We start from the raw sequence: 21,250 nt of genomic DNA on the forward strand, positions 1-21,250 counted from the left end.
CTTACCCGATTCAGATGCGCTTGGCTAGACGGTATGCGATTGTATACGGAGGTTCCGCGAAATCCCGGAGGAACGCCTCGGAATAGGGGGCAAGGGCCGAGTGTGGCTTAGCTGCGTGCGGCGAACCAGCCTTCGACCCGATCCCGTACCCAGTCCCACACCGCAGGCGCGCCGCGGGCGATCTTGGTGCCGATGCGCTCTTCGAGTTGGGTGAAGCTGACATCGTAATCGATCCACGAGCCACCGCCCGACTGGTGGTTGAGCAGCACAGGCTGCACCCGGTCGAGCGATTTCGCGAAGATCGCGTCGGGGGTCTCGTTGGCCTCGAATTCCTGCCAGAGCGCCAGCATCTGCGCTCCCTGATCCCCGGGCAACAACCCGAAGATACGTTCGGCGGCGGCGGCTTCTGCTTTCAGGATGTCTTCCGCGCCATGCGCCGTGCCGCCCTTGGAATGGATCGGCACATCGCCCACGTCGATCTCGACCAGATCGTGCAGCAGGAGCATGCGGATCACCCGGTCGATCGAGACGCCTTCGGGCGCCTGCTCGGCCAGCGTCAGCGCATAGAGCGCGAGCGACCAGCTATGCTCTCCGGAATTCTCGGGGCGCGAGGCATCGTGGATCGGCGTCGCGCGGGTCACCGATTTCAGTTTCTCGGTCTCGGCGAGGAAGGTGAATTGCTGATCGAGCCGGGTCATGTACGTCTCCAGAGCCGGGGCAGAAGCAAAAGCAGCGCCACGAAGGCGAAAAGACCGCCAGCGCGCCAGCTCATCGCGCGGTCGGTATAGCCGGAACAGTCGAGGTTCGGGGCGGCGAAGGCGTAGAACAGAACCGTGGCGAGGATCGAAAAGACGACGATGCCCATCCCCAGAACCGGCGGGATCGCGCGGTTCGCGGCCGCGAGCAACAACCCGGTCCAGCCCAGCCAGAGCGGGGCCACAACAAGGATCAGATGCATCGGGTTCGCGAGGAGTTCGCCGAGGCCCATGACCAGCGCCGCGCCGCGCGACGACGCGCCGCTCCACTCTCCGTCGCAAATCATGTGGCTTGCATGAAAGGCTGTCGCGATGATCAGCGACAGGGCGAGGGAGAGGGCTGCCGCGAAAACGACGCGCGCGGCCCCCGGGCTCATGACCCGGTCCCGGAATCCGGTGTCTTCGCCGCTGCCTGCGCCCGCTTTTCCAGTTCCACCAGCTTGCGCTCGAAGAATTCGCGGCCACGCTGCTCGGCCATATGCAGGCGACAGGCCGTTATGTAGGCCTCCTGCAGCGAGGGCGACGACGTGCCGATATAGTTGCTCACCTCCATGAAGAGGCGTTCGTCGTCGTATTTGCGCATCGCCTCCATCGTGTCGGTGGCGAGTTTTTCGGCCAGTTCGTCGATCAGCGCCATTAGCGCGTACCCTCCGTCAGGCGGCGGCGGACATAGGTCTGAACCGTGTCGATCATCGGCTGCATATGGGCTTCTTCGTTCTTGAAGAAGTGGTCCGCGCCTTCGATGACCTCATGGGTGATCGTGATGCCCTTCTGCTCCTGCAGCTTGGAGACCAGTTGTTCGGTTTCCTTGGGCTGCGCGATCCGGTCGTTCGTGCCGTTGATGATCAGACCCGAGGACGGGCAGGGCGCGAGGAAGGAATAGTCGTAATTGCCGGGGCCGGGCGACGAGGGGCCGGGAGGGGCCACGGAGATGAAGCCGGTGATCTCGGGACGGCGCATCAGAAGTTGCATGCCGATCCACGCGCCGAAGGAATGGCCCGCGACCCAGCAATGCTTCGAATTGGGGTTCATCGTCTGCAGGTAGTCCAGCGCCGAAGCCGCATCGGACAATTCGCCCACGCCCTGATCGTATTCGCCCTGGCTGCGGCCCACGCCCCGGAAGTTGAAGCGCAGAACGGTGAAGCCCATTTTGAAGAAGGCGTAGTGCAGGTTGTAGACGACGCGGTTGTTCATCGTGCCGCCGAATTGCGGATCGGGGTGCAGAATGATCGCGATCGGCGCGTCGGGTGCGGGCTGCGGGTGGTAGCGCCCCTCGAGGCGACCTTCGGGACCGGGAAAAATGACTTCGGGCATCGTCTCTCGTTTTTATTGCGCCAGCTCTGGGTTCCTTGGGCGCCTGCGCTCCTGCCTTTCTTGACGGGTCGGCGCGGCTGGCCTAGGAGAAAGCCTCCCCCGGCGCCATGCCGGGAGATCGGGCATTGGTGGAGGTAATCGGCCCTCGCGCTTGCGTCAATGCTTTAGCAATGATTCACTCCTGCGCGGGCGGTGTTTTCGGGCCGATTTTCGGCTAAATACGGGTTCGGATGGGTCTCGGGCCGAGGAGGGTGCATGAAACTGTCGACGAAAGGCCGTTACGCGATGGTCGCGCTGGTTGATCTCGCGCTGGCGGGCGAAGGCAGCCGGACCTCTCTGGCGGCGCTGTCCGAGCGTCAGGATATCTCGCTGCCTTATCTGGAGCAGCTCTTCGTGCGGCTGCGCCGGGCGGGGCTGGTGAATTCGGTGCGCGGCCCGGGTGGCGGCTACCGGCTGGCGCGCTGCCCGTCGGAGATCCGCATCTCGGAGATTTTCGAGGCCGTGGACGAGACCGTCTCGGCGATGCATGTCGGCGCTGGCGCGTCAGGGGCGATCTCGGGCTCGCGGGCGCAGTCGATGGCGAACCGGTTGTGGGAGAGCCTGTCGGCGCAGGTCTTCGTCTTCCTGCACCAGACGACGCTGGACGATGTGGTGAAGAACCGCATGAAACCCTGTCCGGCCGTGCCGAGCCTGTTTTCGGTCGTCGACGAGTAACTCCGACCGCCGGGGCGTGATGGCTTCTCGCGGACGCTCCGCGGGGGATATTTTTGCCAAGTCGAAGGCACGCCCTTTCTTCTGGGGCGCGGCTGCCCTATCCCCGCCGCAGCTATCCGACACCCAACTAAGCGGAGCGTATCATGGCGCGCAGCTATCTCGATTGGAACGCGACAACGCCGCTGAGGGCAGAGGCCCGTCAGGCGATGATCGAAGCGATGGATGTGGTCGGCAACCCGTCCTCGGTGCATTCCGAGGGCCGCGCGGCGAAGGCGCTGATGGAGCGCGCGCGCGCTCAGGTCGCGGCCGCTTTGGGGGCCGAAGGTCAGGATGTGATCTTCACCTCGGGCGCGACCGAGGCGGCGGCGCTGGCGCTTGGCGGGCGCGAGGTGCATTGCGCGGGCGTCGAGCATGACGCGATCCGCAGCTGGTGCGTCGAGGATCTGCCCGTCGATCGGGCAGGGCGGATCACCGTCACCGATCCGGCAAATTCGGCCCTGCAGCTGGCCAATTCCGAGACCGGCGTGGTGCAGGAACTGCCCGAGGGGCTGTATCTGAGCGATCTCACCCAAGGTTTCGGCAAGATCCCGTTTGCGTTCAACTGGCTCGGCACCACCTGCGGCATCGTCTCGGCGCATAAGCTGGGCGGGCCGAAAGGCGTGGGCGCGCTGATCGTGAAGCGCGGCACGGATATCGCGGCGCAGCTCAAAGGCGGCGGTCAGGAGATGGGTCGGCGGGCCGGCACGGAGAACCTGATCGGCATCGCGGGCTTCGGTGCGGCAGCCGAAGCCGCCTCGCGTGATCTTGAGGGCGGAATCTGGCGCGAGATCGAAAAACTTAGAAACATTCTAGAAAACGCCATTGCGGATCGGGCAAGCGAGACTATTTTTGTCGGGAATGAATCGCACAGGCTTCCGAACACCTCCTGCTTCATCACGCCCGGCTGGAAGGGCGAGACGCAGGTGATGCAGATGGACCTGGGCGGGTTCGCGGTTTCCGCAGGCTCCGCCTGTTCGAGCGGGAAGGTCAAAAGCTCTGCTGCGCTGGTCGCGATGGGCTTTTCGGAAACCGAGGCGGGATCGGCCTTGCGGGTCTCGCTGGGGCCGCAGAGCCGCGAAGAAGATGTCATGCGTTTCGCCGAACACTGGCTGAAATGCGAAGCGAAACACCGCGCACGGCGCGGGTAAGAGATGGGAGAGCCGGATATGGCGGGCGTTGATCAGGTGGAAGTACGTGAAGGCGTCGATCGCGAGACGGTCGAGACCGTCCAGAATATGGGCACCTACAAATACGGCTGGAACACCGATATCGAGATGGAATACGCGCCCAAAGGCGTGAACACGGATATCGTCCGCCTCATCTCGGACAAGAACAAAGAGCCCGAGTGGATGACCGAATGGCGTCTGCAGGCGTTCTCGCGCTGGGAAGATATGCCCAAGCCGAACTGGGCGCTGCTGAAGGTTCCGGAAATCGATTTTCAGGACCAGTATTACTACGCGCGCCCGAAAAGCATGGTCGAGAAGCCCAAGTCGCTCGACGAGGTCGATCCCAAGCTGCTCGCCACCTATGAGAAGCTCGGCATTCCGCTGAAGGAGCAGATGATCCTCGCGGGCGTCGAAGGCGCGGAAGACATCAACCTCGAAGACCGCCAGATCGCGGTCGACGCGGTGTTCGACTCCGTCTCCGTCGGCACCACCTTCAAGGACAAGCTGGCCGAGGCGGGCGTGATCTTCTGCTCGATCTCGGAAGCGATCCAGGAACACCCGGAGCTGGTGAAGAAATATCTCGGCTCGGTCGTGCCGCAGGCGGATAACTTCTACGCCGCGCTGAACTCGGCTGTGTTCTCGGACGGCTCCTTCGTCTACGTGCCGCCGGGCGTGCGCTGCCCGATGGAACTCTCGACCTATTTCCGCATCAACGCGGAGAATACCGGGCAGTTCGAGCGCACCCTGATCATCGCCGACAAGGGCTCTTACGTGTCCTATCTCGAAGGCTGCACCGCACCCAAGCGCGACACCGCGCAGCTGCACGCGGCCGTGGTCGAGATCATCGTCGAGGAAGACGCCGAGGTGAAATATTCCACGGTGCAGAACTGGTTCCCGGGCGATGAAGACGGCAAGGGCGGCATCTACAACTTCGTCACCAAGCGTGCCGATTGCCGCGGCGACCGCGCCAAGGTGATGTGGACGCAGGTCGAGACCGGCTCCGCGATCACGTGGAAATACCCGTCCTGCATCCTGCGCGGCAACGAGAGCCAGGGCGAGTTCTACTCGATCGCCATCGCGAATAACTGGCAGCAGGCCGATACCGGCACCAAGATGATCCATCTGGGCAAGGACACCCGCTCGCGGATCGTGTCGAAGGGGATCTCGGCCGGTCAGGCGCAGAACACCTATCGCGGTCTCGTCTCGATGCACCCGAAAGCGACCGACTCGCGCAACTACACGCAATGTGACTCGCTGCTGATCGGCGACAAATGTGGCGCGCACACGGTTCCCTATATCGAGGTGAAGAACAACTCGAGCCGGGTCGAGCACGAGGCCACGACCTCGAAGGTCGACGACGATCAGCTGTTCTACTGCCGCGCCCGCGGGATGGACGAGGAAGAGGCCGTGGCGCTCGTCGTCAACGGGTTCTGCCGCGAAGTCCTTCAGGCGCTGCCGATGGAATTCGCGATGGAAGCTCAAAGCCTTGTGGCGATCTCGCTGGAGGGGAGCGTCGGGTGATCTTCACGCGCGCAAATATCGAAATTGCCGAGGATCTGCCGCATTTCGGGCATAATCCTTATGCATGTCTTAACCTGTCCAAATGGATAGGTGAGGGCCATGACGGTATCGAGCGCCAGTTTCAACGACCGCCTCGCGCGGATCGAGCAAACGCGGAAAACGGCGAAGGGCCGGATTCAGCTGCATATCGGGGATCAGGAAGCTTGGGTGGCGAACGATGCCGAGATGTTGCGTCAAGTCATGGCCAAGCCGCGTCACTCGCGGTTCGCTGTGCTGAAGGTCGTGCCGGCGCTGATGGTCGGGGTCTTGGGAATGGTGATCGTGACAGCGCTCAAGATGCGCTTTCTGACGCCGGAACTCGCCGAGAAGGTCGGTTCCAACCCGGATCTGGTCCTCGTGGTTGCGGCGGTGCTGACGGCCTTCGGGCTGGGAATGGTGCTGCGGCTGGCGTCGGTGAAACTGATGGCGGTGCAGCTGCTGGGCGTCGCGCTGGCCTTCGTGGGGCTGCACAATATCGCCTTCTGGCAACCGGACATGGCGGCGCTCGCCTTCACGCCCGACTGGGTGGAGCAGCAGACCGCGCAATTCGAGCCGCGCACCCTGCGCTACGCCGAGACCACCATCCGCTTCTGACCCTTCGCGCGCCCGCCGCGGCCCGCATGGGTCGCCAAACGGGAGGGCGCGCATGATCGTCACCACCACCCCCAGCATCGAGGGTCGCCCGATCGCGACCTATCATGGCATCGTCGTGGGCGAAGCCATCATGGGCGCCAATGTCGTCCGCGATATCTTCGCGCAAGTCACCGATATCATCGGCGGCCGCTCCGGCGCGTACGAATCCAAATTGCAAGACGCGCGCGCCACGGCGCTCGGCGAGCTTGAAGACCGCGCCCGCGAGCTGGGCGCGAATGCCGTTGTCGGCGTCGATCTCGACTACGAGGTCGTCGGCCAATCCATGCTTATGGTGTCGGCCTCCGGCACCGCTGTAACCGTATCCTGAGGAAGAACCATGCTTGATATCAAGAACCTGCACGTCAAACTGGAAGAAGAGGACAAGCAGATCCTCAAGGGCGTCAACCTGAGCGTCGAGTCCGGGAAGGTCCATGCGATCATGGGGCCGAACGGCTCGGGTAAGTCCACGCTGTCCTATGTGCTCTCGGGCCGCGATGGCTACGAGGTCACCGAAGGCGAAGCGCATCTCAACGACACCGACCTGCTGGATTCCGAGCCCGAAGAGCGCGCGGCCGCAGGCCTGTTCCTCGCGTTCCAATACCCGGTGGAAATCCCCGGCGTCGGCAACATGACCTTCCTGCGCACCGCGCTCAACGCGCAGCGCAAGGCGCGCGGCGAGGAGGAAATCTCCGCGGGCGACTTCCTGAAACTGGTGCGCGGCAAAGCGAAATCGCTCAAGATCGACGCGGACATGCTCAAGCGCCCGGTCAATGTCGGCTTCTCGGGCGGTGAGAAAAAACGGAATGAAATTCTGCAGATGGCGATCCTCGAGCCGAAGATGTGCATCCTCGACGAGACCGACTCCGGCCTCGACGTCGACGCGATGCGTCTGGTGGCCGAAGGCGTGAACGCGCTGCGCGACGAGGGCCGCTCCTTCCTCGTGATCACCCACTACCAGCGCCTGCTCGACCACATCAAACCCGATGTCGTCCACATCATGGCGGATGGCCGCATCATCGAGACCGGCGGGCCGGAACTGGCCCTCGAAGTCGAGAAGAACGGCTATGCCGACCTGCTCGCGAAACACGGGATCTCGGAGGTGATGGCGTAATGTCGGCAGTCGAGAAAATGACCCCCGCCGAGACGCGGCTGGCGCGCGTTTCTCTGCCCGACGGGTTCGGGCCGCAACGCCGCGCCGCCCTGGAACGTCTGAACGCGATGGGCCTGCCGGGCCGTCGCGATGAATACTGGCGCTGGACCAACCCGACCGATTTCATCGCGCCCGATCCGGTGCCCGCAGCGCCGTTCAGCGATGACGAGCCGGAAATCTTCGGCGAGATCGATCGTCTGAAGATCGTGTTCCGCGACGGCGTGTTCGATGCCGAAGCCTCCGACGATCTGTCGATGTCCGGCGTTGAGATCCTGCGTCTGGCCGATGCGCCCGACGTGAACTGGGCCAGCAGCCTTTACGGCACGCTGGAAACCAACGGTCAGGACCCGGTGAAACGTCCCTTCGCGGCGCTCAACACGGCGTCCGCCACCGATGGTGTGCTGATCCGCGTGACCGGTGCCGCCGAGAAACCCGTGAGCCTGATTTACACCCATGAATCAGAGACTTCCGACCCGATCCTGCATCACCTCGTGAAGCTGGAAGAGGGCGCGGAGATCACGGTTCTGGAAAACGGCCCGGCTGGCGCGCGCTTCAACAAGCTGATGGAAGTGGATGTCGCCAAGGGCGCGAAATTCCACCACATCCGCGTGCAGGGCCGCGACCATGAGCGTCGGGCGATCACCTCGATCTTCACCCGCGTCGCGGAAGAAGGTCTGTTCAAGAGCTTCACGCTGACCTCGAACGGGGTGCTGACGCGCAATGAATGCGTGATCGACATCGTGGGCGACGACGCGAATGCCCATGTCGCGGGCGCGGCTCTTGGCGATGGCAAGACCGGCAAGTTCCACCACGACGACACCGTCTTCATCACCCACGGGGCCGAGCGCGGCGAGAGCCGTCAGGTCTTCAAGAAAGTGCTGAAGAACGGCGCCGAGGGCATCTTCCAGGGCAAGATCCTCGTGAAGCCGGGCGCGCAGAAGACCGATGGCTACCAGATCAGCCAGTCGCTGCTGCTCGACGAGAATAGCCAGTTCCTCGCCAAGCCGGAACTCGAGATCTATGCCGATGACGTGCAGTGTTCGCACGGCTCGACCACTGGTGCGATCGACGAGACCGCGCTCTTCTACCTGCGTTCGCGCGGCGTGCCGGAAGAGGAAGCCACCGCGCTTCTGGTTCTGAGCTTCGTGGCCGATGCCATTGAAGAGATTGAGGAAGAGCGGTTCCGCGATGCGATCCTGACCCGGTTGGAAGGGTGGCTTGCACGCCATCGCGGCTGAGGCGCTGCGATGTCCGCGACAGACGATATCCGGCGCAGCTATCGGCGTCCGCGCGTGGTGATGCGCGAGCATCTCGCGCGCCCGGCCTCCGAGCCGCGCGCGCTGGTCTTCCTGCTTGCGGCGCTGACCGTGATCTTCATCGCGCAATGGCCGCGACTGTCGCGGATCGCCCATGAGATGCCCGACCAGCCGATGGTCGGGTTGATGATGGGCACGGTGCTGGCGCTGCTCGCGACCGTGCCCGTCTTCTACGCGATTGCGGCACTGAGCCACCTTGTGCTGAGGCTCCTCGGCGGGCAGGGAAGCTGGTATGGTGCGCGGGTCGCGCTGTTCTGGTCGCTTCTGGCGGTCTCGCCGCTGATGCTGCTGCAAGGGCTCGTGGCGGGGTTCATCGGGCGCGGCGGGGAACTTTCGCTGGTCTCCGCGCTTGTGACCGTAGCCTTCGTCCTGCTATGGGGCGCAGCGTTGCGCGTGGTAGAATTCGAAGGAAAAACAAACTGATGCAGCCCGATCTTAAAGAATGGCTTGTCCGTAGCTTCACCGATCCGAAATCGGTTGCGCGCGATTTGATCGGGCTGGATCTGAACGCCAATGCGCGGTTCATGGCGATGGTGCTGGTGGTCGTGATGACCGCGATCCTCGGCACGCTCGCGCAGCTGGTGTTCTCCTTCATCACCAAGGTGAATATCGGCACGGTGACGCCGCCGCTGACCGTGGTGGGGCTGCAGGGCGCGCTTCTGGTCTATGGCGCTTTCGCCATGTCTTTCGTCGGACAACGCTTTGGCGGGCATGGGAAGTTCCCGGATGCGCTGCTGCTTCTGACTTGGATCGAATTCGTTCTGATGATCGGTCAGATGATCCAGGTCGTGCTGATGGTCTTCTTCCCGATCTCGGCCACGCTGATGTCGGTGCTGCTGGTGGCGCTGATGTTCTACTTGCTGGTGCAGTTCACGATGGTTCTGCACGGGTTCGAAAACCCCGTGGCGACCGGCTTCGGGGTTATCCTGACCTTTCTGGGCTCGGCGATGATCGCGGGGATCGTGCTGGTCTCGACCGGCCTCGTGCAAATGCCCGCAGACCCCGCGTCACTCTGAGGTGCTCCATGTATGATATCGAAAAAATCCGCGTGGATTTCCCGATCCTGACGCGAGAAGTGAACGGCAAGCCTTTGGTTTACCTCGATAACGGGGCCTCGGCGCAAAAGCCGCGCGTTGTGATCGATGCAATGACCCGGATGTATGAGCACGACTATTCCAACGTGCATCGCGGGCTCCATACGCTGTCCAATATCGCGACCGAGAAATACGAGAGCGTGCGCGGGATCGTCGCGCGCTTCCTGCATGTCGCCGACGAAGAGCAGATCGTGTTCACCACTGGCTCGACCGAGGGGATCAACCTCGTCAGCTACGCCTGGGGCGCGCCGAACCTCGAGCCGGGCGACGAGATCATCCTGTCGGTGATGGAGCACCACGCCAATATCGTACCGTGGCATTTCCTGCGCGAACGGCAGGGGGTGAAGCTGGTCTGGGTAGAGCCCGAGGCCGACGGCTCGCTGCCGCCCGAAAAGGTGCTGGAGGCGATCACGCCGCGCACCAAGCTGATCGCGATCACCCATATGTCGAACGTGCTGGGCACCCGCGTCGATGTGAAACCGATCGCGCAGGCCGCACGCGCGCGCGGGATCGCGACGCTGGTCGACGGTTCGCAGGCGGCGGTGCATGGCCCCGTCGATGTCGATGATCTGGGCTGCGATTTCTACGTCATCACTGGACATAAGCTATACGGACCAAGCGGTTCCGGGGCGCTCTTCATCCGTCGTGACCGGATGCTGGAGATGCCTCCGTTCCTTGGCGGCGGCGACATGATCGACACCGTCACCCGCAACACGGTGATCTACAACACGCCGCCGATGAAGTTCGAGGCGGGCACGCCCGGTATCGTGCAGCAGATCGGCATGGGCGTCGCGCTCGATTACCTGATGGGGATCGGGATGGAGAATATCGCCGAGCATGAGCGCGATCTGCGCGACTACACCACCGAGAAACTGAACGGGCTGAACTGGCTCAACCAGCAGGGCACCGCGGCGGATAAGGGCGCGATCTTCTCGCTCACGCTGAACGGTCCGGCCCATCCGCATGACATCTCGACCATCCTCGACAAGCGGGGCGTCGCGGTGCGCGCGGGGCAGCATTGCACTGGGCCGCTGATGGAATGGCTTGGGGTCACGGCCACGGCGCGTGCGTCTTTCGGGATGTACAACACCCGCGAAGAGGCCGATGCGCTGATTTCCGCGCTCGAATTGTGCCACGATCTGCTAGGCTAAGGGCGCCGCTCGGCGAGGGGACTTGCTTTTGCTGCGATGCAGCATAACTCTGCGGCAGGGAGGCAGGCAGCGAAAGGGCCGAGCCGATGAACCGCAAGAGCATTAACCTCGCGTTGCAAGGTGGGGGCGCGCATGGCGCGTTCACCTGGGGCGTTCTCGACCGTTTTCTGGATGAAAACTGGCTGGACTACGCGGCGATCTCGGGCACCTCTGCCGGGGCGCTGAACGGGGCTGCTTTCAAGGCAGGCTATGCCCGTGCCGGTCGCCAAGGGGCGCGTGCGTCTCTGGATGAGCTTTGGAGCCAGGTCGCCGAAAGCGTCGATCTGCGGCTCGAGCGGCTGATGCCTGCGCAACTGCCCGGCACCGAGGCGTTGACGCGCTGGTTCGACGCATTCACGCCGGCGGCCTTCATCGACGGCATGTCGCGGGTCTTCTCGCCCTATGACGCGGGGCCGTTCTACGTCAATCCGCTGAGTTCGGTGGTCGAACGGTTTCGCTATCGCGATGTCTGCGCCGAAGAAGGGCCGCGGCTGCATGTCTCGGCCACCAATGTGCGCACCGGCAAGATCCGCGTCTTCACGGGTGAAGAGATTACGGCGGATGCGATCCTCGCTTCGGCCTGCCTGCCGGAGATTTTTCAGGCGGTCGAGATCGAGGACCCGAAAACCGGCCGCACCGAGGCCTATTGGGATGGCGGCTATACCGGCAATCCGCCGCTTTTCCCGCTGTTCGAACCGGCCTATCCGCGCGACGTGGTGGTGATTTCGATCAACCCGCTCTGGCGCGACGAGATCCCGAAAACGCCCGCGCAGATCGACGAGCGGGTCAACGAGATCAGCTTCAACTCCTCGCTGTTGCGCGAATTGCGAGCGATCAATTTCGTACATCGGCTGATCCGGGAGGACCGGCTCCCCGAAGGGGCGATGAAGGATGTGCTGATCCATATGATCGCCGATGACGACGTCATGGGCGAGCTGAGCGCAAAGTCGAAGATCCTGCCCGAATGGGGGATGCTCGCGAAGCTGAAACTGGCGGGCCGGGCGGCGGCGGATCGTTGGCTCGACGCCCATGCGGACAAGATCGGCAAAGAGGCGTCTACCGATCTTCAGGCCTTGTTCGACTGAAGTTTCACCTTGGTTTTCTTCGCAGGTTTCGCCTCTTTCGGCTGCGGGTAAACCAGACCGGCGGAGATGATCAGCTTCGCCGCATCCTCGACCGACATGTCGAGATAGGTCACCTGCGATTGTGGGACGAAGAGCAGGAACCCCGAGGTCGGGTTCGGCGTCGTCGGCAGGAAGACCGAGATCAACGGATCGCCGTCTTCTGCCTTGGCCGCGATTTCGCCCTTCGCGGTCGAGGAGACGAAGGCGACCGCTTTCAGTCCCTCGCGCGGGTATTCGATCATGCAGGCGCGGTCGAACTTGCCCTCGGACTGGCTCAGCACCGTTTCCGCGATCTGCTTGAGCCCGCTATAGACCGTGCGCACGAAGGGTAGGCGGTCGACGATGCTCTCGCCGAAGCGCAGCATCGTGCGCCCGAAGAAGCCCTTGGCGAGCCAGCCGACGATCACGGTGAAGACAAGGAAGATGATGACGCCGAGCCCGCGCACATTGATGCCGATATAGCGTTCGGGGCGAAGCTCTGGCGGCACCAGCGGCAGCACCCAGCCGTCGACCCAGCCGGCCATCGTCCACATGAGCCAGATCGTCAGACCGATCGGCGCAACGACGATCAACCCGGTGAAGAAGGAGGCGCGCAGCGCGGCAAAACGCGAGCGGCGGCGCGGATGGGGGTCGTCTTTTGTCATGATCTGGATGCGCCCTCTCGTGGCGATGCGTTGCCTGCTATCTAGGCAGCGCCGCCACGATGGGCAATGGGCCGCGTATCAGGCGGCCCGCGCTGTGATGATTTCGCCCGCGATTGCGGCAGCCAGACGGGCGTTGTTCAGAACGAGGGCGATATTGGCCTCGAGCGAGCGGCCTTCGGTCAGCTCGAAAATGCGCGATAGCAGGAAGGGCGTGACCGCCTTGGCGGCGATACCCTGCGCCTCGGCCTCTTGCAGCGCCTGTTCGATGACCGGAACGATTTCCTCGCGGGCGATCTCGGCCTCTGCGGGGATCGGGTTCGCGATCAGCTGGCCGCCCGGCAGGCCGAGGGCTGCGCGTGCGAGCTGCGACTTGGCGATCTCGGCTGCGCTGTCTGCGCGCAGCGGCGCGGGCAGGCCGGAATTGCGCGACCAGAAGGCGGGGAAGGCGTCGTGCCCATAGGCGATGACCGGCACGCCGTGGGTCTCCAGCACTTCGAGCGTCTTCGGCAGATCGAGGATCGCCTTGGCGCCCGCCGCGACCACGCTGACCGGGGTCTGCGCGAGTTCCAGAAGGTCGGCGGAGATGTCGAAACTGTCTTCCGCGCCACGATGGACGCCGCCGATCCCGCCGGTGGCGAAGACGTCGATGCCCGCGAGGTTCGCGCAGATCATGGTCGCAGCGACGGTAGTCGCGCCGGTCGCGCCCTTCGCAAGGCAGACCGCAAGATCGGCGCGGCTGACTTTCATCGCGTCCTTGGTCTGAGCGAGCGTTTCCAGTTCTTCCGGCTCCAGCCCGATATGGATCTTGCCGCCCATCACCGCGATCGTGGCCGGCACCGCGCCCGCCTTGCGGATTTCGGCCTCGACAGCCTGCGCGGTCTCGAGGTTTTGCGGATAGGGCATCCCGTGGGTGATGATCGTCGATTCCAGCGCGACGATGGGACGATTTTTGGCTTTCGCGTCAGCGACTTCGGCGGCGAAGGTGAGGGGAGCGGTCATGTGGCGAGTTCTCCGGAAACATAGCGCGCGGCGGCGGTCAGGGCGCTCTCGAGCGCCTCCATGCGGTCCGCGCCGCGCTGTTCGGCCACGAGATGCGCGGCCATGAAAGTATCGCCCGCGCCAGTCACGCGGGTTACGAGGACAGGGGGCGGGGCCGAGGCGATGACATTGCCTGCCGCAGCGCTGCCGTCGGCTGCCGCCTTGCCGCCGTCGGTCACCAGCACGCGTTGCGCTCCGCGCTCCAGCAGGCTCTCGGCGGCATGTTCAGCGCTGTCGAAGCGGCCTTGGCACAGAATGCCCGCCTCTTCGAGATTGACGTAAAGCGTCGCCGCGGGATGGGCCAGCAGTGGCGTCAGCCGTTCCGCCTTGCCGGGGCTGGCGGGGGCCACGCGCAGATCGGCCTTGGCGAAAAGCGGCGAATGCGCGATCTGGCTCAGAAGCGCTTCGGTGAGATTGCCGTCGAGCGCGATGGCGCCGGTCCATGGCTCGTTTTCCGTGCCGAGCCGCCCATCCGCGAGCGGCGCGAGGATTTTCTCGCCCGCAGCCTCCAGCGAATGCGCATCCGCAATGGCCGCAATCAGCCCGTTCGCGCCCTCGATCGCCATATAGCGGTCGGTCGGCAGATCCTCGGAGCGGTAGAGATAGTTGCAATCGACGCCCATAACCTCGGCGGATTGGATCAGGTCGTTGCCCTGACTGTCGCGCCCCAGCGCGGTCAGCACCGCAGGCTTCAGCCCATAGCGGCGCAGCGTCATCGCGATATTCATCGCAACGCCGCCGGGCAGCCGCTCGATCCGCCCCGGCACGTCGGAGCCTTCATGCATATGCACCGAAGCCCGGCCGATGATGTCCCACAGGACCGAACCGATGCACAGAATATCAGGTCTGGATTCGCTCATGCGCGGTTCTTGGCGCGGTTTCCCGGGCGGAGCAAGGGGCTTTGCCCCCGCTCAGGCGCGGCGCGATTTCAGGAAAGCCCAGAGCCAGATGCCAGCCAGCACGAGCGAGCCGACCGCATTGAGGTTCGCCATGGTGATGCCGAAGATGTCCCACGGAATCTCGTCGCAGCGCACCAGCGGGGCGTCGTTGATTTGCTTGAGCAGATCGGCGGCGGAGACGGTGGTGTCGACGGCGCTCGAGGTGCAATCGGTGGGGCCTTCGAAAATCTTCCGCTCCACGCCCGAGTGATAGAAGCCGATGACCGAGGTGGTCAGCGCGGCCAGCATCCCGAGAAGGGCAGTCCAGCCGGGCAGGCGGAAGGTGAGGATCACGATCCCGATGATCGCGGCGGCCAGATGCGGCCAGCGTTGCAGCAGGCACAGATGGCAGGGCGCGTAGCCGAACGCCTGAAAGACGAAGGCCCCGGCCAGCACGAAGGCGGAGCCCGCGGCGGCAAGGCCTACGAGGCTGCGGAAGGAAGTCAGGTTTTGCATGCGATCTTGCATCGGGGGCCTCAGAGATATTTCAGAAGATAGAACCCGCCGATCAGCAGGATGACGAAGATGGTGAAGAGCGGACCGAGCCAGCGCTCGATGAAGGTCTTGATCGGTTCGCCAAATTTCCACAAGAGGCCCGCCACCACGAAGAAGCGCAGTGCGCGGGCGATGACGGAGACGCCGAGGAAGAGCACCGGGCTCAGGTTCGTGGCACCGGCGAAGATCGTGATCACCTTATAGGGGAAGGGCGTGACACCCGCGATCAGCACGGCCCATCCGCCCATCTCGTTGAACCGGGCGGCGAGCGAGTTGAAGTCATCGGCCTTGCCGTAGAAATCCAGCACCGGCTTGCCGATCGCATCCATGAAGCCATAGCCGATCAGATAGCCCAGACAGCCGCCCGCGACCGACGACAGGGTCGCTACCAGCGCGATGCGCCATGCCGCCCAGGGGCGCGCGAGGATCATCGGGATCATCAGCACGTCGGGCGGGATCGGGAAGACCGAGGCTTCGATAAAGGCGACAGCGGCGAGATACCACATCGCATGCGGGTGGCTCGCGCGGGCCATCGTCCAGTCGTAGATGCGGCGGATCATGGCGGCATCCTTTTCCTTGCTGCTCGGTTCGCTTCATCTCCCGCGCGGGCCGCAAGGTCAAGTCACGCGCGTTGCACCTTTGCTTTTCCCGGCCTCACGCTAGACTTCACATAAAAGCGAGGGAGGCATTCGCGAATGCAATGGCGAGGACGGCGCGGCAGCCGCAATATCGAAGACCGGCGCGGCCAGCGCAGGGCAGGGGGCGGCGCAATCCGTCTGGGTGGCGGTGGCCTGGGCGTCGTCGCGATCGTCGTCGTGGCCTATTTCCTCGGGATCGATCTGACGCCGCTGCTTGACGGCGGGTCGGGCGGCTCGGGGCAGGTGGTCACGCAATCGGGTGAGCTGAGCGATCGCGAGAAGGCGATGGGCGATTTCGTCTCGGTGACGCTGGCCGATACCGAGGAGGTTTGGCAGGGCGTGTTCGAATCCGAGTTGGGGCGGCAATACGATCCGGCGGTGCTGGTCCTCTATAGTGGCATCACGCAATCGCCCTGCGGCAACGCGAGCGGCGCGACGGGGCCGTTCTACTGCCCGGGCGATCAGAAGGTCTACCTCGACACCGCGTTTTTCGACACGCTGAGCCAGCAGCTCGGCGCGCGGGGCGATTTCGCCGCCGCTTATGTGGTCGCGCATGAGGTGGCCCATCATGTGCAGGATGAGCTGGGGATTCTCGGTAAGGTTAATGAAGTGCGCGCGCAAAGCTCCGAGGCGCAGTCCAACGCGCTCTCGGTTCGGATCGAGTTGCAGGCCGACTGCTTCTCGGGGATCTGGGCGCGCCGCGCCGAGGATCAGATTGGCGCGATCGAACCGGGTGACATCTCCGAGGCGATGAACGCCGCCGCGCAGATCGGCGACGATACGCTGCAGCGCGAGGCGGGCAGGGTGCCGATGCCCGACAGCTTCACCCATGGCAGTTCCGCCCAGCGGCAGCGCTGGTTCGAGCGGGGCTATCAGAGCGGCGATCTCAAGCAATGCGACACGTTTTCAACGCGTAACCTCTAAGCGTACTTGCCTCGGGCGCGGCTGCGCGCTAGAGGACTCGAACTGGGCCCGAGTGGCGGAATGGTAGACGCAGCGGATTCAAAATCCGCCGCAGCAATGCGTGTCGGTTCGAATCCGACCTCGGGCACCAGACCTTCCGAAAATGACAGATCCATGCGCCGACGGTGATCCGACCGGCGCGTTTTGCCATGTCCTGCGCGGGTGTTTTCCGTGCCCGGGACCCCTTTGTCCAAATTTGGCGAAATTGGGGCAGAACCCGGCATTGTGAAACGTGGTTATCAAAAGATGATTCGGAGAAATCTCGTTTCGTTCTCAGAACAAACGCGCATCAGATGCCGCATTGCGGCGATATTGAGGACAATTGGGACATATTCGCGGCAGAAATATGGTCGCGATTTGGGCGGCTCCGGGAAACAAATCGATCATGGTATTGTCGCTCAATTGAAGACAGTTTTTCGCCTTTAGAGATGCGCCTTACAATCGCCACGCAACCTCTAGTTTAAATGTGGCAAAACTTTGGCAAGTTTTCCGACAAAAAGATAGGTCGATCTTTTGCAAAATAGAAACGTCGTTTGAAAACAGTCACTTCGCGATTCGGATTATTGGTGCTCGTTTTCCAAGCAATCCCCCGAAATGAGGCAAGAAAGCGGCAAATTCCCCTTTTCTTTGTGGCGATCAGAAGGGCAAATTGAGGCATGCCCTGCTGGGGGGCTTTTGGCCATGGGGGTGGCCGAAGAGAAGAGTTGTCGAAAGAGAGCTCGCCCGGCGCTGCCAAGGGGACCGATCCATAACGGCCTCGACCTTTAGGGCAAAGGAGACGCGGAGCGATCTGCGGCGACTTTGCTGGCAGCGCCCGCGCGCGCTGACGCTGGCCAATTCTTCTCGACATTCACGTTCGGACTTCGGGTCCGGCCACGTCATGGCGCTGCCGCTTTGCGCCAAAGGGAAGACACGGCGCGGGGCCATGGAGCCAAGCGGACGGTAAAGGAGAGTTGGGGATGACTTATTATTACTATCATCACGACGACGATGATTGCGACAAGAACTCCGATCCGAACGCTGTCAACGACAGCGCGAACGTGAAGTACAACACCGCGCAGACGATCGCCGTGCTCTCGAATGACAGCGATCCCGACAGCGATCCGCTCAAGGTGACCTGGGCGAGCGATCCGGCGCATGGCTCGGTCACGGTGAATGCCGATGGCACGATCACCTACACGCCCGATCCCAACTATTCCGGCACCGACAGCTTCACCTACCAGATCTATGACGGGCAGGGCGGCTACGACACCGCGACCGTCACGATCGACGTGAGCGCGCCCGACGGCATCGTCGAAGGCACCTCCGGCGGCGATCTGATCGATGACGACTATACCGGTGATCCCGAAGGCGACATGGTCGACAATAACGACGCGATCCTGCCGGGGGCTGCGCCGAATGACGACTACATCATCGCGGGCGACGGCAATGACACGGTCTATGCCGGTCAGGGCGACGACTCCGTCGAGGGCGGCAATGGCAATGACCTGATCTTTGGCGAGGGCGGCAACGACACGCTCGAAGGCGATGCTGGCAACGACACGATCTATGGCGACAACGATCCCGCGGGTGGTCCGGCCTGCGATCCGGTCTCGGAGACCGTGGACTGGAGCCATTTCCAGACCGATTGCGGCGAGGTGAAGGACCAAACCGTCGACCTGGGCGAGACCAAGGTCCATTTCGACTTCCAGTCGCAGGATGCCGGGGCGAAGGCGACGCTGACCACCGCCGCGCAATATACCGAAGCGGGTGAGAACTTCGACAGCTGCTCGGCGCTGCAACTCTATGGTGCGGGCGGCGATTGCGGGGATGGCGTCTCGCCGACTTCGACGACCGTTCTGACCTTCTCGTCGGACAACAGCGATTACACCGGCGAAGTTCAGGGGCTGAGCTTCCGGATTAACGATCTCGACCGCTCCGACAGCTATGACGATCACGTTGATATCGTGACGCTTTCCGCGGTCGATGCCGATGGCAACCCGGTCGACATCACGATCGACCCCGAGGGCAACCAGACCGTCACCGACAATGGCGACGGCACCTATACGATCACCGGCGGCGATCAGGACACCGGCCATCTCGATCAAGACGACAAGATCGGTTCGGTCAAGGTCACGATCAATGATCCGACCGCGAAGCTGACCATCGCCTACTCGAACGGTGGCGATACGGATCAGGCGATCTCGATCACCGACATGACCTATGACACCTGCCCGGTAGAAGATGACCCGGGCGAGCCCGGCGATGACAGCATCATGGGCGGTCTGGGCGATGACGTGCTCTACGGTCAGCAGGGCGAGGATACGCTGGAAGGCGGCGCGGGGTCGGACAGCCTCGACGGCGGCGAAGGCAACGATACGCTCGACGGCGGCGCGGATGCCGACACCGTCTATGGCGGCGACGATCGCGACCTGTTCATCGTCGGCTCGTCCGAGGACGGGATCGGCGACACGCTGGACGGTGGCGAGGGCGGCGACGATTACGACACGCTCGACCTGCAAGGCGCGGGCCCGCTGCGTGTCCATTCGACGGTCACCGATTACGATCCGGTCTCGGGTGTCAGCACCTATGCCGGGACGGTCGATTTCCTCGATGGCAGCGGCAATGTCACCGGCACGCTTGAATTCTCCAACATGGAGGATGTCATTCCCTGCTTCACGCCGGGCACGCTGATCGCGACGCCGCGCGGCGAGGTTCCGGCCGAGACGCTGCGCGAAGGCGACAAGGTCCTGACCCGCGATAACGGCATTCAGGTCGTTCGCTGGGCGGGCCGCGCCGAGATGAGCCGCGAGCGTCTGATGCACGCGCCGCATCTCAAGCCGGTGCTGATCCGCAAAGGCTCGCTGGGCAACGATCTGCCCGAGCGCGACATGATGGTCTCGCCGAACCACCGGATGCTCGTCGCAAACGACAAGACCGCACTCTATTTCGAAGAGCATGAGGTTCTCGTCGCGGCCAAGCATCTCGTCGCCAATCAGGGCGTGGATACGGTGGAGACGCTGGGCACCAGCTACCTGCACTTCATGTTCGACCGCCACGAAGTGCTGCTCGCCAACGGCTCCTGGACCGAAAGCTTCCAGCCCGGCGATCAGACTCTGGGTGGCATGGGCAATTCGCAGCGTCAGGAAATCTTCGAGATTTTCCCCGACCTGCAGACCGCGAAGGGCCGCGATGCCTATCATGCGGCGCGCAAGACGCTGAAGAAGCACGAAGCGAACGTGCTGCTGATGAGCTAAGTCGCGCGCCCTATCGGGGCCTCGCCCAAGCGAAAATAGCGACCGCGTCCGGGGTTTCCCCTGGCGCGGCGCTTTCGTGTTGTTTCCACGGCTCGAACACTTCGTTTCCGCTACTCCACACGTAGAAGTGGTAAAACACGTTTTCGCCTTAGAGTTTTGTCGCTATCGTGGCATTCTGGATCTCGACTGTTGGGAGGCAGGAGGATCGGATGACGCGGAGCATGCGCGCAACGGATATCGCGGAGATTTTGGCGCAATCGCCGGCTCAGGGCCTGCGCTGCACCGCGATGGCGCGTACCGAGGCGCTGCGTCTGGAATTCGATAGCCATGACGAGACCGACGGCCATATCAGCGGCTATGACGCGGCGGGCGAGACGGTGTTTTCCGGCTCCATCGCGGCGTTCCGCGCGGCCATTCCCTGCGTGACACCCGAGACGAGTGTGGCGACCGAGGCCGGTGGCGTCGCGGCGGGCGAACTGCGCCCCGGTGCGCGGCTCGTGACCCGGGAGTCCGGCGTTCAGGCGCTGCGCTGGATCGGATCGCGCGTCTTCACCGAGACCGATCTCGCGCTCAATCCGCTGCTGCGCCCGGTGTGCATCCGCGCTGGCGCGCTTGGCGAGGGGCATCCGGCGCAGGATCTGCGCGTGTCGCCCAATCACCGGTTGCTCGCGCCGCTGCGCGGAAATGTCGTTATGGCACAGGAGCTTGTCGGGTTGGACGGGGTCGAGGTCGATCACGCGGAGGGCGGCGTGCGCTATCTGCAGTTGCTGCTCGACGCGCCGGAGATGCTGCTTTGCGAAGGTTTGTGGGTCGAGAGTTTCCGCCCCGAAACCGCCATGCTGGCAGGTTTCGATGCGGCGCAGCGGGCGGAGTTGCTGTCGCTGCGCCCCGATCTGTCACGGCGCGATGCGGGGGCCGCACCCGCCGAGATGCAGTCCAGCGATTGAACTACCACTAAACGGCAAAAAAAGAGCCGGGCGCGAGGCCCGGCCAAAAGACGATTCCGGTCAGGGGAATTGCCCGGATCGTTCACGTCACAGGAAGCGGCGCCCTTCTTGCCGGGCAATCTCCCGGCTAATTCCGATATCTTCGAGCAGATGGTCATCGAGTTTCCCCAGCGCCATCCGCGAACGGCGCGCTTCGAGGACGCGCGCAACGCGCGCGATCAGGCTCAGACGGCCATGACGGGCGGGAACGGGACGGGTCCGCGACAGGGTAAACATTGCGATGCCTTTCTGTATTG

At 63.4% G+C, this 21,250-nt stretch carries 24 protein-coding genes and 1 tRNA gene; 15 read left to right on the forward strand and 10 right to left on the reverse strand.

The genetic code is table 11. The features are described from left to right. Positions 1-107: 107 nt before the first annotated feature. Genes BMI89_RS11785 through BMI89_RS11800 form a run of 4 tightly spaced genes read right to left on the reverse strand, consistent with a single transcriptional unit; the run spans position 108 to position 2,069 of the window. Positions 108-698 carry an HD domain-containing protein gene (locus tag BMI89_RS11785; RefSeq protein WP_078571050.1) on the reverse strand — a complete coding sequence of 197 codons (591 nt, stop codon included), beginning with the start codon at positions 696-698 and terminating at the stop codon, positions 108-110. After that, positions 695-1,132: a hypothetical protein gene (locus tag BMI89_RS11790; RefSeq protein WP_078571051.1), complete on the reverse strand. Its 438-nt coding sequence runs from the start codon at positions 1,130-1,132 to the stop codon at positions 695-697. Before BMI89_RS11790 ends, BMI89_RS11785 begins: the two co-directional genes overlap by 4 nt. Further along, positions 1,129-1,392 carry a hypothetical protein gene (locus BMI89_RS11795; RefSeq protein WP_198453180.1) on the reverse strand — a complete coding sequence of 88 codons (264 nt, stop codon included), beginning with the start codon at positions 1,390-1,392 and terminating at the stop codon, positions 1,129-1,131. Before BMI89_RS11795 ends, BMI89_RS11790 begins: the two co-directional genes overlap by 4 nt. Next, complete coding sequence (locus BMI89_RS11800) at positions 1,392-2,069, reverse strand: alpha/beta hydrolase (RefSeq protein WP_078540872.1); 678 nt, start codon at positions 2,067-2,069, stop codon at positions 1,392-1,394. The genes BMI89_RS11795 and BMI89_RS11800 overlap by 1 nt, the downstream gene beginning before the upstream one ends. Positions 2,070-2,324: 255 nt before the next feature. On the opposite strand from BMI89_RS11800, the gene BMI89_RS11805 reads away from it, so the two are divergent. The 11 genes from BMI89_RS11805 (at position 2,325) to BMI89_RS11855 (ending at position 12,016) form a co-directional block, all read left to right on the forward strand. Next, entirely contained in the window at positions 2,325-2,783 is a 459-nt protein-coding gene (locus tag BMI89_RS11805; RefSeq protein ID WP_078520720.1) for an Rrf2 family transcriptional regulator, read from the forward strand. Between the two features lie 143 nt (positions 2,784-2,926). After that, the gene (locus BMI89_RS11810; RefSeq protein ID WP_078571052.1) at positions 2,927-3,970 is read left to right on the forward strand and encodes a cysteine desulfurase family protein; all 1,044 of its coding nucleotides are present in this window, start codon (positions 2,927-2,929) and stop codon (positions 3,968-3,970) included. Between the two features lie 18 nt (positions 3,971-3,988). Continuing rightward, complete coding sequence (gene sufB, locus BMI89_RS11815; protein WP_078571053.1) at positions 3,989-5,509, forward strand: Fe-S cluster assembly protein SufB; 1,521 nt, start codon at positions 3,989-3,991, stop codon at positions 5,507-5,509. 99 nt (positions 5,510-5,608) lie between these two features. Further along, on the forward strand, positions 5,609-6,142 hold the full coding sequence (locus tag BMI89_RS11820) for a hypothetical protein (RefSeq protein WP_078571054.1): 534 nt from the start codon (positions 5,609-5,611) through the stop codon (positions 6,140-6,142). Between the two features lie 52 nt (positions 6,143-6,194). Then, positions 6,195-6,509 carry a heavy metal-binding domain-containing protein gene (locus BMI89_RS11825; RefSeq protein ID WP_078520716.1) on the forward strand — a complete coding sequence of 105 codons (315 nt, stop codon included), beginning with the start codon at positions 6,195-6,197 and terminating at the stop codon, positions 6,507-6,509. Positions 6,510-6,518: 9 nt separating this feature from the next. Further along, positions 6,519-7,292 carry a Fe-S cluster assembly ATPase SufC gene (sufC, locus tag BMI89_RS11830; protein WP_075774850.1) on the forward strand — a complete coding sequence of 258 codons (774 nt, stop codon included), beginning with the start codon at positions 6,519-6,521 and terminating at the stop codon, positions 7,290-7,292. After that, complete coding sequence (sufD, locus tag BMI89_RS11835; RefSeq protein WP_078571055.1) at positions 7,292-8,569, forward strand: Fe-S cluster assembly protein SufD; 1,278 nt, start codon at positions 7,292-7,294, stop codon at positions 8,567-8,569. The genes sufC and sufD overlap by 1 nt, the downstream gene beginning before the upstream one ends. Positions 8,570-8,578: 9 nt before the next feature. Next, the gene (locus BMI89_RS11840) at positions 8,579-9,070 is read left to right on the forward strand and encodes a Yip1 family protein (RefSeq protein WP_078571056.1); all 492 of its coding nucleotides are present in this window, start codon (positions 8,579-8,581) and stop codon (positions 9,068-9,070) included. After that, positions 9,070-9,663, forward strand: a complete 594-nt coding sequence (locus tag BMI89_RS11845; RefSeq protein ID WP_078571057.1) for a YIP1 family protein — start codon at positions 9,070-9,072, stop codon at positions 9,661-9,663. Before BMI89_RS11840 ends, BMI89_RS11845 begins: the two co-directional genes overlap by 1 nt. 8 nt (positions 9,664-9,671) lie before the next feature. After that, positions 9,672-10,892 carry a cysteine desulfurase gene (locus BMI89_RS11850; RefSeq protein WP_078571058.1) on the forward strand — a complete coding sequence of 407 codons (1,221 nt, stop codon included), beginning with the start codon at positions 9,672-9,674 and terminating at the stop codon, positions 10,890-10,892. 86 nt (positions 10,893-10,978) lie between these two features. Continuing rightward, positions 10,979-12,016, forward strand: a complete 1,038-nt coding sequence (locus tag BMI89_RS11855) for a patatin-like phospholipase family protein (RefSeq protein ID WP_078571059.1) — start codon at positions 10,979-10,981, stop codon at positions 12,014-12,016. On the opposite strand, the gene BMI89_RS11860 is transcribed toward BMI89_RS11855, so the two are convergent. From BMI89_RS11860 to BMI89_RS11880, 5 genes are all read right to left on the reverse strand, one after another. Then, on the reverse strand, positions 11,998-12,699 hold the full coding sequence (locus BMI89_RS11860; RefSeq protein ID WP_078571060.1) for a DUF502 domain-containing protein: 702 nt from the start codon (positions 12,697-12,699) through the stop codon (positions 11,998-12,000). The two genes, BMI89_RS11855 and BMI89_RS11860, sit on opposite strands and share 19 nt — an antisense overlap. A 78-nt stretch (positions 12,700-12,777) precedes the next feature. Continuing rightward, on the reverse strand, positions 12,778-13,698 hold the full coding sequence (locus BMI89_RS11865; protein ID WP_078571061.1) for a pseudouridine-5'-phosphate glycosidase: 921 nt from the start codon (positions 13,696-13,698) through the stop codon (positions 12,778-12,780). Continuing rightward, the gene (locus tag BMI89_RS11870) at positions 13,695-14,597 is read right to left on the reverse strand and encodes a PfkB family carbohydrate kinase (RefSeq protein WP_078571062.1); all 903 of its coding nucleotides are present in this window, start codon (positions 14,595-14,597) and stop codon (positions 13,695-13,697) included. Before BMI89_RS11870 ends, BMI89_RS11865 begins: the two co-directional genes overlap by 4 nt. Positions 14,598-14,648: 51 nt before the next feature. Beyond that, complete coding sequence (locus tag BMI89_RS11875; protein WP_246831677.1) at positions 14,649-15,143, reverse strand: disulfide bond formation protein B; 495 nt, start codon at positions 15,141-15,143, stop codon at positions 14,649-14,651. 8 nt (positions 15,144-15,151) lie between these two features. After that, complete coding sequence (locus BMI89_RS11880) at positions 15,152-15,730, reverse strand: YqaA family protein (protein ID WP_078571063.1); 579 nt, start codon at positions 15,728-15,730, stop codon at positions 15,152-15,154. A 135-nt stretch (positions 15,731-15,865) separates the two neighbouring features. Between BMI89_RS11880 and BMI89_RS11885 the strand changes: the two genes are divergently transcribed. The 4 genes from BMI89_RS11885 to BMI89_RS11900 all read left to right on the forward strand — a co-directional run bounded on the left by BMI89_RS11885 (position 15,866) and on the right by BMI89_RS11900 (position 20,954). Continuing rightward, positions 15,866-16,732, forward strand: a complete 867-nt coding sequence (locus tag BMI89_RS11885; protein ID WP_078571064.1) for a neutral zinc metallopeptidase — start codon at positions 15,866-15,868, stop codon at positions 16,730-16,732. A gap of 46 nt (positions 16,733-16,778) precedes the next feature. Continuing rightward, positions 16,779-16,862: transfer RNA gene (locus tag BMI89_RS11890), tRNA-Leu, on the forward strand. A gap of 868 nt (positions 16,863-17,730) precedes the next feature. Beyond that, on the forward strand, positions 17,731-20,007 hold the full coding sequence (locus tag BMI89_RS21230; protein WP_078571065.1) for a Hint domain-containing protein: 2,277 nt from the start codon (positions 17,731-17,733) through the stop codon (positions 20,005-20,007). A 209-nt stretch (positions 20,008-20,216) separates the two neighbouring features. After that, a complete protein-coding gene (locus tag BMI89_RS11900; protein WP_078571066.1) occupies positions 20,217-20,954 on the forward strand; it encodes a Hint domain-containing protein in 738 nt (245 codons plus the stop codon). 87 nt (positions 20,955-21,041) lie between these two features. Here the strand turns inward: BMI89_RS11900 and BMI89_RS20605 are convergent, their stop codons facing one another. Then, a complete protein-coding gene (locus tag BMI89_RS20605) occupies positions 21,042-21,230 on the reverse strand; it encodes a DUF1127 domain-containing protein (protein WP_078550323.1) in 189 nt (62 codons plus the stop codon). Between the last annotated feature and the right edge of the window lie 20 nt (positions 21,231-21,250).

The organism is Thioclava sp. F36-7, assembly GCF_002020075.1.
Lineage (GTDB): Bacteria > Pseudomonadota > Alphaproteobacteria > Rhodobacterales > Rhodobacteraceae > Thioclava > Thioclava sediminum.